We start from the raw sequence: 12,652 nt of genomic DNA on the forward strand, positions 1-12,652 counted from the left end.
TCCGATTTGAGCCGCCATGACCGCCAACGACACCTCGATCAACGCCCGCGACTGGTCGCTGCTCGGCCTGCTCTCGGTGCTATGGGGCGGATCGTTCTTCTTCAATGGCGTGGTGCTACGCGAGCTGCCGCCGTTCACGCTCGTGCTGTTGCGCGTGCTGCTGGCCGCCATGATCCTGCTGCCGGTGCTTTACGCGCAGCGACTGCCGTTTCCCAAGGGGTGGATGGGCTGGAGGCCGTTCTTCCTCATCGCCTTGTTCAACAATGTGCTGCCGTTCTCGCTGATCGTCACCGGACAGATGTACATCCCGAGCGGGTTGGCTTCGATCCTCAACGCCACCACGCCGCTGTTCACGGTGGCGGTGATGGCGGCGGTGGGCGAGGAGAAGCTCATCATCAGGCGTGTGGCCGGTGTGATCGTTGGCCTTGTCGGCGTCGTGATCCTTCGCGGCAGCGGGCTCGACTTTGCCAGCGGGCAGGGGCTCGGCGTCCTGCTGTGTCTCGCGGCGGCGCTGAGCTACGGCATGTCAGCGCTGATAGCCCGGCGCGCGCTATCGGATTCGCCGCCGCTTGCCACCGCCACGTTCCAATTAATGGCATCGAGCCTGATGATGGCTGTCGTCGCCGGCATTTTCGAGCGGCCGTGGCAATTGCCGATGCCTGATACGGTGACATGGTTCGCGGTGCTCGGCCTCGCCGCGTTGTCGACGGCGCTGGCCTATTTCGTTTTCTTCCAGGTGCTGCGGCGCTCCGGCGCTACCAACGTCATGCTGGTGACGCTGCTTGTGCCTGTTACTGCCATCCTGCTCGGCTCGCTCGTGCTCGGCGAGCAGATTTCGCCGCGTGAAATCGGGGGCGCACTGGTGATCGGCAGCGCGCTGCTGTTGATCGATGGTCGCGTGCTGAAGTTTCTCGAGCGTCGTTAGTTCGCTCGCTCAGGCGACGCGAGCCAGCTTGACATTTGCCTATATAGCAATACGATTTGCCTTATAAGCAAAAGGGAGAGCAGCGTGGTTTCGGCAGAAGCTGGCCGGCGCGCCCGCGAGGCGGCCCGCCTTGCCGCAATTGGTGCCGTCATTCGCAAGGCCCGCGCGGCGCGCGGTTTGACACTCGATGAACTCGCCGGAATGGTCGGGCTATCTCTGACATTTCTCTCGCGGATCGAACGCGGCCTAATCGCGTGTTCGATCGGAAATCTCCTGGAAATTGCCGGTGTCCTTCAACTGCCGCCGGCCGAATTGTTCGCCGACGTCGAAGGAGAGGACCGGACGCGCGCCTATCGCGTGGTGCGGTCAATCGATGCCGTTCCATCGAATGGCGCTGACGCGAATTATGCCTGGCGCAAGCTCGCTTCGGGCATCGGCGAGCAGCGGCTGGAAACTTTCCTGCTCGAATTGTCGGCAAAACCGCGCAAACCGACGTTGGTCGCGCATCCCGGCGAAGAAATGTGCTTTGTCCTCGAAGGCAGCGTCGAATTTCAGGTAGGCGAGGAAACCATCGCGCTGGAGCACGGTGATTCGATTCATTTGCGCTCAGACGTACCGCATATGGCATGGGCGCGCGGGTCCGGCAGTGCGCGCCTGCTCATGGTGACATCAATCGAAAATCAGTCGGCCATTGCGGTTGAGTGGTGGAGCAATATTGCGGGCAGGAAAAGCGAACGAGAGAGCACGGCAAAAGGGAGAGCAAAATGAGTGCTGTCAGCAGCAAGGAGATTCCCGATACGGCGGCCGCAAACGCGGAATTGACGACCGCGCGCGAAGCGTCGCGAAAGGACCACAAGCCTTACGAGGCGCGCCATTTCGAGGAAGTCGAGTGGGAGACAATCCGGTGGCCCGGCGAGACCGGCAAAATGCTTTTTCATCCGCGACCGGAACGTCCGACCGAACCGAACGCGGGAATTCTGCGGCTGGAGCCCGGCGCCTATCACCCCGAGCACTATCACGGCTTCGCGCAGGTCTGGCATATCCTGAAAGGCGAGTTTTCAATCGACGGAACGCTGCATGGTCCGGGAACGGTGCTGTTCCATCCCGACCCGCACTTTGAGGGCGAATTCCGCACCGAAACGGGCGGGGAGATATTCATCGTCCAGTATCCTGGTCCGACGACCGGTGAGCGCCCGATCTATGGCGGCCGGTTCAACATGGCGGAACGCAAGGCGGTTGCGAGCGAACGCGTCGATCTCTGAACCGGTGGATCATCCGATCTCAGGGAAGAAGCGAATTATCGCGTGCGCTGGCTGGAAGCCGATGCCTTCTTCCAGTCGGCGAGCCAATTTCTGAACCTTCCGCTGTCGCGCTCTCCGCCATGCCAGGCCGCGTGCACGGTGCCGTCGTCGGCGACCATGATGACGGCATCGAGCCCCTTTGAGCGCCGCAGCGTATCGATCGCCTGTTGCGGCGTCTGGGCGATAGGTCCTGCGACATTGAAGGAGGTGTTGACGGACAGCTCGACGCCGATGTGGCGGCCGAGCGCCTTCAGATAAGCATAGGTGAGGGGATCGTCTTCCGCGCGCACGATCTGGATGCGGCCGGTGCCATCGGCGTGAATGACGGCTGGAATTTTTTCGCGCGCGTTCGGCTTCGAATGCGCTGTCAGCACCATGTAATTGTAGGCGTTGTAATCGGCGTCGGACGCGCCCGGCAGCAATTCGAAATATTCCTTTGCGGCTTCCAGCGTCGCCATCGGCGCCAGTGGGCGAATGGCCTCGCGGTATTTGACGCGCTCGTTCAGCCGTTCGCGCGCCGCGGGGTCGCAGGGGTTGGCGAGGATCGAGCGATGGCCAAGCGCGCGGGGGCCGGTTTCGGCCGCGCCTTGATAAAGCGCGATCACGCCGCTTTGCGCGACCATGAAAGCCATTAGATCGGCGATGGCGTCGCGGCCTTCAGCGGTCGAGATGTCGCCGATGCGTTGCGAGGCGACGTCATCGGCCTCGAGCGCGCCAGCAATGTCTTGCTGCGAGGGCGGCGTGCCGCAATAGAAGGCATGCGTCATCGGCGCGCCGCGCGGGGCGCCGGCGAGATGCGCGAACAGCCAGGCGGCGCCGATGGTGACGCCGGGATCGCCGGGAACCGGTGGCACCCACAGATGCAGGCGCGCGTTGCGCTGTTGCGCTTTGGCGAACCAGGCCTCGTCGAAATGCTCGAGCAATCGCATATTGCCGACCGCATTCAGCGCGATGCCGCCGGTTAGCACCAGCCGGTTGGCGCCCGTGGTGCGCAGCAGGTGATCGACGACATGGACCATGGCGTCCTCGAACACCAGTTGGGTCGCGGCGGCCTTGTCGAGGCGATCCCTGGTGTCGGGACGGTGATGGATGTCCTCGACACGCAGCACCGCATCCGGATTCCAGAGCTGGTCCGGCTTGAGCGGCTCGCCGAGTATCTCGGTGAGCGGCTCCTTGTAGGGGCGATCGAAGGGATCGCAATACCAGTTGGCCATCGCGCGGTCTAGCCGGACTTCGCCATTGCTGCCGAAATGCAGAACGTCTCGCAACCGCGCATAATAGGGATTGCTGGCGCGGTCCATGTCGCCCCACGCGGCGGCGCCCATGTAGCGGCCCTCGCTGGACAGCCAGGTCCAGCCGCCCTGTGTCGAGGAGATCACGCTGTAGAACGCGCCGAGTGAATCGAACATGCTGTCGTTGCAGTAGAGCCGGCGCATCCCGCCATGCTCGACAACGTAAAGCGAGATCGAGCCCTGATCGCCGGTGCCGTCGAGCACCGCAATCGCCGTCGGCTCGCCGTCGTCGGCAAACGGCGAGGCGGCGTAGGAAAACCAGGCATGGTTGTCGTGATGCGGCAGGCAGATCAGCCGCACGCGGTCGGCAAGCCCGAGCTGGCGGGCGAGGATCTTTGGCGTCCGCGTCATCTGGTCGAGGCGTCGGCCGTCGAAGCCGGCGGCCTCCGTGGTGCGCACGAGCTTAAAGCTCTGCGGCATTTCCTCGATCACCGAGCGCGCCAGCGTGCCGGCGAGCGTCGGATAGTCCCAGCTCGTGAGCCAGGCATCGATATCGCTGATATCGCGGCCCATCTCCCGCAGCGTTGCCACAGCAGCGTCGACCGACAGTTTTGGATACTCGGTCGTGTGCTTGTTGCCCGAAAAACGCTCTTCCTCGTTGTTGACGATCAGCCGCGGCCCATCCGCCTGCGTCACCTCGACCAGTGCCAGACCTGAATTATGCGTACCGGGTGCGCCGAGGCCCGCGAGATAAACCGTATCGCCGCGCGCGAGCTTTTCGCGGACGAGTGCGATCCGCGCCTCGGCAAATTCGGAACCCAGTTGATGAAAGCCGGCGGCGCCCATGGTCTTCGCTGCCAGCCAGCGCGCGAAGCGGAATCCACCCGCCGCGAGTTTTGGATGTCGCGGTCTAATTCGTGTGTTCAGTTTCAACCCTATCCAACCTCCGGGCCTTGCAATCACGCCAAGGTGCATCAACCACAATTGGCGTTCGGCAACAACGGCGATGCGGAGGAGGTGTTCGGCGACATCATCAGCGGCGAGGTCGGGCACGAGAGGATAAGGCACCACAGCGTGGTGCCCTTATCCTCGACCCTCACTATCCTGGAATATCCGGCTCCACGAGCAACGCGAGCTGGGCGAGCGACTGTTGCCAGCCGAGATAGCAGGCTTCGACCGGAATCACCGTCGGCAAGTTCGTCTGTTCGATGTTGATCTCGGTTCCAACTGAAACCGCCTTCAGGCTCACAGTGACCTCAATGACGCCGGGCAAATTGGGATCGTCGAAACGATCGGTGTAGCGGATACGCTCGTTCGGAACGATTTCCAGATATTCTCCGCCGAACGAATGGCCTGAATTCGTGGTGAAATTCGTGAAGGACATCCTGAATGTGCCGCCAACCTTCGCCTCGAAATGGTGAACCTTGCAGGTGAATCCGTAGGGCGGCAGCCACTTGGCCATGGCTTCCGCATCAAGGAAGGCGCGAAAAACCTTCTCCGGCTTGGTGGCGAGGACACGGTGCAAACGAACGGTATTGCCTTGGGACATGACGTTATTTTCTCCATTACTGAGCGGAGTATATCGCAGGATTTGCTTGGGTTAGCTCAGTCTCTGCCACAAGGACGCCTGGCCTCCCTGCGAGCCGACATGGGGCCAAAAAAATTTCCGACGCGGGCGCGCGCCGGTTCCGCTTTGGGTGACCTGTGGAACGGCGAGGGTAGAATAGGGGAAGTATTCCGCGCGCGATCGACAAGCGCGATGCTAGCCCGAGCTGAGCCTGACGCCCGCGCGCAAAAACTTCTGCGGGTCGACGGCATCGCCGTCGATCCGTGTTTCGTAGTGCAGGTGCGGACCGGTGGAGCGGCCGGTGGAGCCAACGGCGCCGATCACCTGTCCGATCCTGACGACATCGCCGACCCTGACGTGAATTTCTGAGAGATGGCCGTAGCGGGTCGACAACCCGTTGCCGTGGTCGATCTCCACCATGCGGCCATAACCGCCCATCCATCCCGACGATACGACTTTGCCGTTCGCGGTGACGCGGACGGGATCGCCGGTGGCGGCGCGGAAATCGAGGCCGGTATGCATGGCAGGGCGGCCGAGGAAGGGATCGCTACGGACGCCGAAGCCCGAGGTGAATTCGACCTCGCCGACGACTGGCTTGCGGTAAGGCACCAGTGCCAACGTCGCGTTCAGACGCTGCATCTGGGCGCGGGTGATGTTGATCCGGTAGAGCTGGCGCTCGAACGCGCCGGCATCGGCCGAAAGCTTCACCGGCACGAACGGGCCGCCGATGGCCGAGCGCGGCGTCGCCGCTTCGAGCTGCGCCATATCGAGGCCGAGATCGGTGATCACACCGCGCATCCGGCGGAGGCGCGATTCCATGCCGTCCTCGACCGAGCTCAAAGCCGCCATCTGCCGCCGCTCGACGGAATCGAGCGAGGTCTGCAGGCGGACCAGAACGTTGTCGACGCCCTGAACCTTGGCGAACTGATTTGGCTGCGGCTTGACGACGATGGGCGCACGCGATTCCAGCCGCGCTTCGCGATCCGGCGGCGCCACGAAGATCACGGTGTCGCTGATTGGGGAGGGTTTGAGGGTGCCGGAAGCCGGCGTCTCCACGGCTGCGCCGCGGGCCGGAGCCCGAATCGAACCGGTGGCTGATGCATCCGGGATCGCGCCAAGCGCAGTCGCACGTGATTCGAGCGCGGTCTGGCGGCGCATGATCTGGTCGAGCTTCTGGTCGAACTGCTCCTGATCGAGCAACTGGCGGCTGGTCGTGCGATCGACTTTGGAGCGCAGCTCCGCAATGCGGTCTTCATAGGCGTATTGCATTTCGGCCTGACGGGCGATCAGCCGTGTCAGGACGTCGTCGCGAAACGCGAAATAGGTAGCCGTCGCCGCCGACCACATGCCGAGCAACACGATCGTGCCGACAACGATCCAGAACACGACAGGGCCGAGCCGGACCTGCTTGCCGGCATGCACGATGGTGTAGCCGTCGCCGTCTATCGCAGCGGCCTTTGCCGCATGGGAGGCGGGACGGCGGGGCGGCGTCCGGCCATGATCGTGGGGATGGTGGTGGTCTGAATAATGATGACCGGAACGGTACGACATCGGCACTCCCGCGCCGGTCGGAGAGGAGTTCCGTACGGCTCAATTTGCGTGCCGATTTGACCCTTTCATGGTTAATTTTTGGAAAATGGAACCTCCAAATCGCCTGCCAGGTCATATGGCGCGGGCCGCGGCCAGCACCTCGTCGGCATGGCCGTCGACCCGCACGTTGCGCCAGATTTTGGCGATCCGCCCATCGGCGCCGATAAGAACCGTCGTTCGAATGATTCCCATGAAGTTCCTGCCGTACATCGATTTTTCGCCCCAGGCGCCATAGGCCTCCAGCATCTCATGTTGCTCATCCGAGATCAGAGGAACCGAAAGCTGATGCTTGCTGCGGAAGGATTCCTGGGCCTTTACGGTGTCGGCCGAGATGCCGAGCACCGCGGCTTCCTCATCGGCAAACGCATCGTTGAGTCGCGTGAAGTCGATCGCTTCCCGGGTGCAGCCAGGGGTATCGGCCCTCGGATAGAAAAACAGCACCAGTTTCTTGCCCGCATAGTCGGCCAGCGAGACGCTGCCGCCGCCATCGCGCGGCAGGCTAAAGGGCGGAGCCATCGCGCCCTCGACCAGTGCGGTTCCGGCCGCCGCTTGGGGCGGTGCCGATAGATTGGATTTTATTAACTGTTTCGATGTCGGCTTATGCGACGCTTTGGCTGACGGGCCGTTGGCCGTCTTGGCGGCGGGTTTGGCTGCCTTGCTGGCTGCCTTACTGGCTACCTTGGCGGCAGGCTTTTTGGCCGGTGTGATCGCACCGCGGCTGGCGGTCTTACTGGTGGTCTTGCTGGCAGTCTTGGCCGCGGATGGTTTTCGGGCGGACGTCTTGGGGCTTTTGGGGGATGGCTTGGAGGATTTCTTGCGCGTTTTCTTGGACATACGCCTTCCTTTCGTCGCTTTCCGCAGTTCAACCATTAGGGTATTGCGGGTCTCGCCTTTGACCGTCGGATTCGCTCCGGCTGATGGGCAAGTTTGATGACCCCGGAGTATGGTTACAAGGAATTCGACGCTACACCCGTCCGCTCGTCGATGGGTCCGCCCAATGAACCCTTGGGTCCGACCACGAGTAACAGTATTAATCGAGGATTGGCAGCGATGCCGGCACAGGAGCGCTCGATAACGATCGAAGAGCGCGCCCTTGGCGGCGATCAACCTCAGCGCCGACACCGAGAGGCAATGGCTAGGAATACTTCGCCCAAGGGGTCGAATCCGCGTGCGGAGGCCCACACCTCTCAGTGGGATGATGCGGGCGGCTGGGATCAGGAGCCCGACGAGGCGACGCGCCGTCGAGCAAAGCGGCTGCTCTCCCGCTCCAATTCCAGATTTCACCGTCTGGGCGACAAGTTTGCAGCGCTGCAGCTATGGATGACCGGCGAACGCTGGGTCAAGCGCGTGGCGATTGTGATCGGCGTGCTGGCGGTGATTTTCACCGGCTGCTTCGGCGGGCTGTGGTGGCGGCTCGGCGCCGGGCCCATCAATCTCGACATGGCGACGCCTTGGCTCGCAGCCGCCATCGAGGAAAATATCGGTCACGGCAATACGGTTGCGGTCGGCGGCACGCAGATCGAGCGGGCCGGGCGAATTCGAATCGCGGTGCGCATCCGCGATATCGTGGTGCGCGACCGGGACCAGGTCATCGTCGCCACTGCGCCGAAGGCCGAGGTGAAACTATCCGGCACGGCGCTTCTGATGGGACGGCTGCGCGCTGAAAGCCTGAATCTCGTCGACGCCGAACTCGCGGTGCGAATCACGCCGGACGGCCAGGTGACGGTGTCCGCCGGCGACACCGCAAAGCCGCTGGCGACGGGCGTCGCCTCCAAGCGCGATGCCGGCATGGCGCCGACATTTCCTCGCCCGGCGCCTGCACCCGCGCAAGGCGCTGTTGCGACGGCTCCCGACACCACGCAGAACGGATTGCTGGCCAGCTTGGACTGGCTCGACAGCCTCAGCCTCAGCGGCCTCGACGGTCAGAATCTGAACGAGATCGGCCTCAAGAACGGCAATCTCGTCGTCGACGACCAGCAGCGCGGCAACAAATGGACGTTCGACAATATCAGCCTCAGCATGCGCCGGCCGAGCGGCGGCGGAGTCGCGGTGAGCCTTGGCGAGGAGGGCGCCCGCCCATGGTCGCTCAAGGTCGTGGTCGGGCCGCAGCAGAACGGCGTGCGGTCGGTTGATCTTCGCGCCGACAAGGTGCCGGCCGCCAACATCCTGCTGGCGATGCGGGTCAAGGACCTGACCTACAGCGCGGAATTGCCGCTCTCCGGTGAGCTGAAGGGTGAACTGGGGCGCGATGGCGTGCCGACCTATTTGCGTGGCAAGGTCATCGCCGGGGCCGGGAACCTCATCGACAGCGATACGCCCGATTATCCGATGCCGATCGATTCGGCGGAGATGAGCGTCGAATGGGATTCCGGACGGCGCGTGCTGGTCGCGCCCTTCAAGGTCGTTTCCGGCGCGAACCGGATTACGTTGCTGGGCCATCTCGAACCGCCGAACGGCGCCACCACCGAATGGCAGGCGGGCCTTAGCGGCGGCACGATCCTGCTGGCCGGCACCGACAATGAACCGCCGCTGATCTTCAACCGCATCGCGATCGGGATGAAGTTCGACACCGACCGGAAGCGCGTGCTGCTCACGCAGGCCGATATCAGCAATGGCGAGATCGGTATCGCCGGCACCGGCAGCATCGACTATGCGAACGAGGCGCGTCTGCAGCTTGGTTTCGCGGGCACGCCGATGTCGGCATCCGCGCTGAAGCGGATGTGGCCGATCCTGATCGTGCCCGAAGTGCGCGAATGGGTGATCGAGCGGATCGAAAAGGGTACGCTTCAGCGCATCGAAGTGGGCGTCAATTCGCCGGTGCGTAATTTGTCGCGCAAGGGGCCGCCGATTCCGGAAGATGGTCTCGCCGTCAACATCGTTGCTTCGGGAGTCATGGTGCGTCCGGTCGACGAAATGCCTTCGGTTCGCGATGCGGATCTGAAAGCGCGGGTTACCGGGCGAACCGCGACAGTGACCATCGGGCAGGGCATTGCCGATACGCCGGCCGGTCGCAAGATCAACATTTCCGATTTCATCTTCGAGGTGCCGGACATGGCGCCGAAGCCGTCGCCCTCGCGGGTGAAGTTCAGGGTCGATGCTCCGGTGCCGGCCGCTGCGGAGATTCTCGCTTCCGACCGCATCAGCGATCTCTCCGGCACCCTGATCGATCCGAACGCCAGCAAGGGGACGGTCGCCGCCATCATCACGCTCGGCATGCCGGTCAAGGGCTCGCTGACCAAGGCCGACACCACCTACAGCGTCACGGCTGATCTGGCCGGGTTTGCTGCCGACAAGCTCGTGATGAACCAGAAACTGGAATCCAATACGCTGAAGCTGGTCGCCAACAACGCCGGCTACCAGGTCAAGGGCGACGTCAAGATCAACGGTCAGCCGGCCTCGCTGGATTATCGCAAGGCGAACGAAGGCGACGCTGACATCAGGCTGCAGGCAACGCTCGATGACGCCAGCCGTCAACGCCTCGGGATCGATCTCGGACCCGCCGTCAGCGGCTCCATTCCGATCAAGGTGATCGGCAAGATCGGCGAGAACGACAGCCGCGTCGGTATCGAAGCCGATCTGACCTCGCTGCGGCTCGACAACATCCTGCCGGGCTGGGTCAAGGTGCCCGGCAAGTCGGGCAAGGCGACGTTCAATGTGGTGAAGAAGGAACAATCGACGCTGTTCCAGGACATCGTGGTCGAAGGCGGCGGCGTCTCGATCAAGGGAGCGCTGGAAGTCGACCAGAACGGCGATCTGTTGAATGCGAACTTCCCGAACTACGCGCCGTCGGACGGCGACAAGACCTCGCTGAAAGCCGAACGCGGCGCCGATGGCGTCGTGAAGGTCATGATGCGCGGCGACGTGTTCGACGGTCGTGGCTTCCTCAAGTCGGCGATAACAGGCAAGGAGGCCGATCCCAAGAACAAGTCCCGGAATATCGACCTCGACATCGACCTCAAGCTCGGCGCGGTGGCGGGATTCAACGGCGAGGCGTTGCGCAGCGTCGATAGCAAGTTCTCCCGTCGGAACGGTGTCGTGAAAAGCTTCACGCTCTCCGGCAAGGTAGGACGCGACACGCCCGTGACGGCCGATCTGCGCGGCCGCGCTCAGGGACAAGGCCGGGACATCATCATCCTGCAGACCAACGATGCGGGGGCCTTCTTCCGCTTCACCGACATGTACTCCAAGATCATTGGCGGCCAACTTTCTCTTGCGCTGGAGCCACCGACGGTCGAACCCAGCGCCAAGGAAGGCCTGATCAACGTCCGCGATTTCTCCATCAAGGGCGAGGCTTCGCTCGACCGTGTGGCTGCTGGCGGCTCAACCGGCACTCAGAACGGCGTATCCTTTTCGGCATTGCGGGCCGAGTTCACGCGGCAGAATGGACAGCTCGCGATCCGCGATGGTGTCGTGAAAGGACCGATGGTCGGGGCGACCATCGAAGGCAGCATCGATACCGTCGCCAATCAGGTCCGGATGAGCGGCACCTTCGTTCCGATGTACGGTCTGAACAACATGTTCGGCCAGATTCCGGTGCTCGGCCTGTTCCTCGGCAACGGCAACAATGAAGGCCTGATCGGCGTGACTTATGAGGTCGTGGGTACGCCGGGCCAGCCCGTGCTGCGCGTCAATCCGATTTCGGCGATCTTTCCCGGCGTGACGCGAAAGATCATGGAGTTCAACACCGGCAAGCAGAACAACCCGATCGAATTGCCGCCGAATAACTAGCGTCGCAGCGCCGGCACGACCAGGAACGGAATCATCCCAAGCACCACTGCCACCAGCGCGAACGCGATCACGGGATCGTAGCTGTGGGTCCAGTCATGGATCAGGCCGCCGGCCCATGCGCCGAGCCCGGAGCCAAGACCGCTGCCGATCGAAATCGTGCCGAAGATCGTGCCGACCCGTTCGCCGCGAAAGATCTTCATCGCGGTCGCCGTCAATAGCGGCCCGCGTGAACCGATCATGCTGCCGAAGGTGACGACGAAAGCCGCGAGCAGCCAGAAGTTCGGATACCATTGCAGCAGCCACAGCAGGATGATGCCGATGATCGAGATGGCATAGCTGAACAGCACCGATGGCCGGCGTCCGATGATGCTGTCGAGCTGGGTCACCCCTAGCATGCCAAACAGCAACGCGACGCCGGAAAAGCCCCAGGCGGTCGCCGCCTGCAGAGGCGGGAAGCCGGCGTCGATCAGATAGGCGACGATCTGTGCGGCAAGCGCATACATCCCCACCGCCGTGAAGAAGAAGGTGGCAAACAGCGCCCAGAATGCGTGGTGGCGCATGGCGCTTGCCAGCGTCCAGCCCGCGTCGACGAAACCGGGATCGGATTTTCTGGCGATGTGTGGCGAGCCCGTGGAGAACAGCCGCCACGGCAGCAGCAGCAACGGCGCCAACAGGCACAGCGCTGTGATGCCGAAAGTCTGGTAGGCGCCGCGCCAGCCCACATGATCGATCAGAACCTGCGACGCCGGCAGCAGGACCAATACGCCCGCGCCGGCCGCGGAATAGACCACTGCCATCGCCGTCGGCAGGCGTGGGCCGAACCAGCGGCCGAGCAGGATCGAATTCGGCACGTTGCCGATGAAGGCGATGCCGATCCCGACGGCGAGCCCGACGCTCAGCTGGAATTGCCACAGCGCCTGCGCCTGCGACGCCACCAGGAACGCGCCGCCGAGCAGCAGCAGTCCCAGCGAATAGACGGTGCGGGGGCCGTAGCGGTCGAACAGCCGGCCAACCACGGGTGCCGTCAGCCCGCCCGCCAGCCAGGTCAGCGAATAGACCGAGACCACCGCCGCGCGGTCCCAGCCGAAATTCTCAGCGATCGGCTTGAGGAAGACCGTAAAGCTTTCGCCGAGGCCGCGGCCGATAAGCGCCAGCGTAAAGCAGAGCGCCAGCACGTTAAGCGCAACCCGCTCCGGCTTGAGCGGCTTGGCTAACGCATCTCTCTCTGGCGTCTTGTCCATCGGACGCAGGGAGCGCGTTTCCGCAGCTCCCCGCAAGCATCAAAAGCGAATGCGCCTATGCAGACCCG

General features: G+C 63.2%; 9 protein-coding genes and 1 pseudogene. 5 read left to right on the forward strand and 5 right to left on the reverse strand.

Translation table 11 applies throughout. The features are described from left to right. The first annotated feature begins 16 nt into the window (after positions 1-16). The 4 genes and pseudogenes from IVB22_RS32080 to IVB22_RS32090 all read left to right on the forward strand — a co-directional run bounded on the left by IVB22_RS32080 (position 17) and on the right by IVB22_RS32090 (position 2,187). A complete protein-coding gene (locus IVB22_RS32080; protein ID WP_247521169.1) occupies positions 17-925 on the forward strand; it encodes a DMT family transporter in 909 nt (302 codons plus the stop codon). 84 nt (positions 926-1,009) lie between these two features. Then, positions 1,010-1,237, forward strand: a pseudogene (locus IVB22_RS42135) (helix-turn-helix domain-containing protein); the annotation flags it as partial. Then, positions 1,238-1,693, forward strand: a complete 456-nt coding sequence (locus IVB22_RS32085) for a cupin domain-containing protein (protein ID WP_247521170.1) — start codon at positions 1,238-1,240, stop codon at positions 1,691-1,693. After that, positions 1,690-2,187 carry a cupin domain-containing protein gene (locus IVB22_RS32090; protein WP_247521171.1) on the forward strand — a complete coding sequence of 166 codons (498 nt, stop codon included), beginning with the start codon at positions 1,690-1,692 and terminating at the stop codon, positions 2,185-2,187. The genes IVB22_RS32085 and IVB22_RS32090 overlap by 4 nt, the downstream gene beginning before the upstream one ends. Positions 2,188-2,222: 35 nt before the next feature. On the opposite strand, the gene IVB22_RS32095 is transcribed toward IVB22_RS32090, so the two are convergent. From IVB22_RS32095 to IVB22_RS32110, 4 genes are all read right to left on the reverse strand, one after another. Beyond that, positions 2,223-4,391, reverse strand: a complete 2,169-nt coding sequence (locus IVB22_RS32095; protein ID WP_247521172.1) for a carbamoyltransferase C-terminal domain-containing protein — start codon at positions 4,389-4,391, stop codon at positions 2,223-2,225. A 166-nt stretch (positions 4,392-4,557) separates the two neighbouring features. Continuing rightward, on the reverse strand, positions 4,558-5,007 hold the full coding sequence (locus IVB22_RS32100; RefSeq protein ID WP_247521173.1) for an SRPBCC family protein: 450 nt from the start codon (positions 5,005-5,007) through the stop codon (positions 4,558-4,560). A 213-nt stretch (positions 5,008-5,220) separates the two neighbouring features. Next, positions 5,221-6,576, reverse strand: a complete 1,356-nt coding sequence (locus IVB22_RS32105; RefSeq protein WP_247521174.1) for a M23 family metallopeptidase — start codon at positions 6,574-6,576, stop codon at positions 5,221-5,223. 111 nt (positions 6,577-6,687) lie between these two features. Then, on the reverse strand, positions 6,688-7,449 hold the full coding sequence (locus tag IVB22_RS32110; RefSeq protein WP_247521175.1) for a peroxiredoxin: 762 nt from the start codon (positions 7,447-7,449) through the stop codon (positions 6,688-6,690). A gap of 216 nt (positions 7,450-7,665) precedes the next feature. Between IVB22_RS32110 and IVB22_RS32115 the strand changes: the two genes are divergently transcribed. Then, positions 7,666-11,343, forward strand: coding sequence for a DUF3971 domain-containing protein (locus IVB22_RS32115; RefSeq protein ID WP_247521176.1), 3,678 nt, complete (start codon positions 7,666-7,668; stop codon positions 11,341-11,343). On the opposite strand, the gene IVB22_RS32120 is transcribed toward IVB22_RS32115, so the two are convergent. Continuing rightward, positions 11,340-12,584: an MFS transporter gene (locus IVB22_RS32120; RefSeq protein ID WP_247521177.1), complete on the reverse strand. Its 1,245-nt coding sequence runs from the start codon at positions 12,582-12,584 to the stop codon at positions 11,340-11,342. The two genes, IVB22_RS32115 and IVB22_RS32120, sit on opposite strands and share 4 nt — an antisense overlap. Positions 12,585-12,652 lie beyond the last annotated feature (68 nt).

The organism is Bradyrhizobium sp. 190, assembly GCF_023073415.1.
Taxonomy (GTDB): Bacteria; Pseudomonadota; Alphaproteobacteria; order Rhizobiales; family Xanthobacteraceae; genus Bradyrhizobium.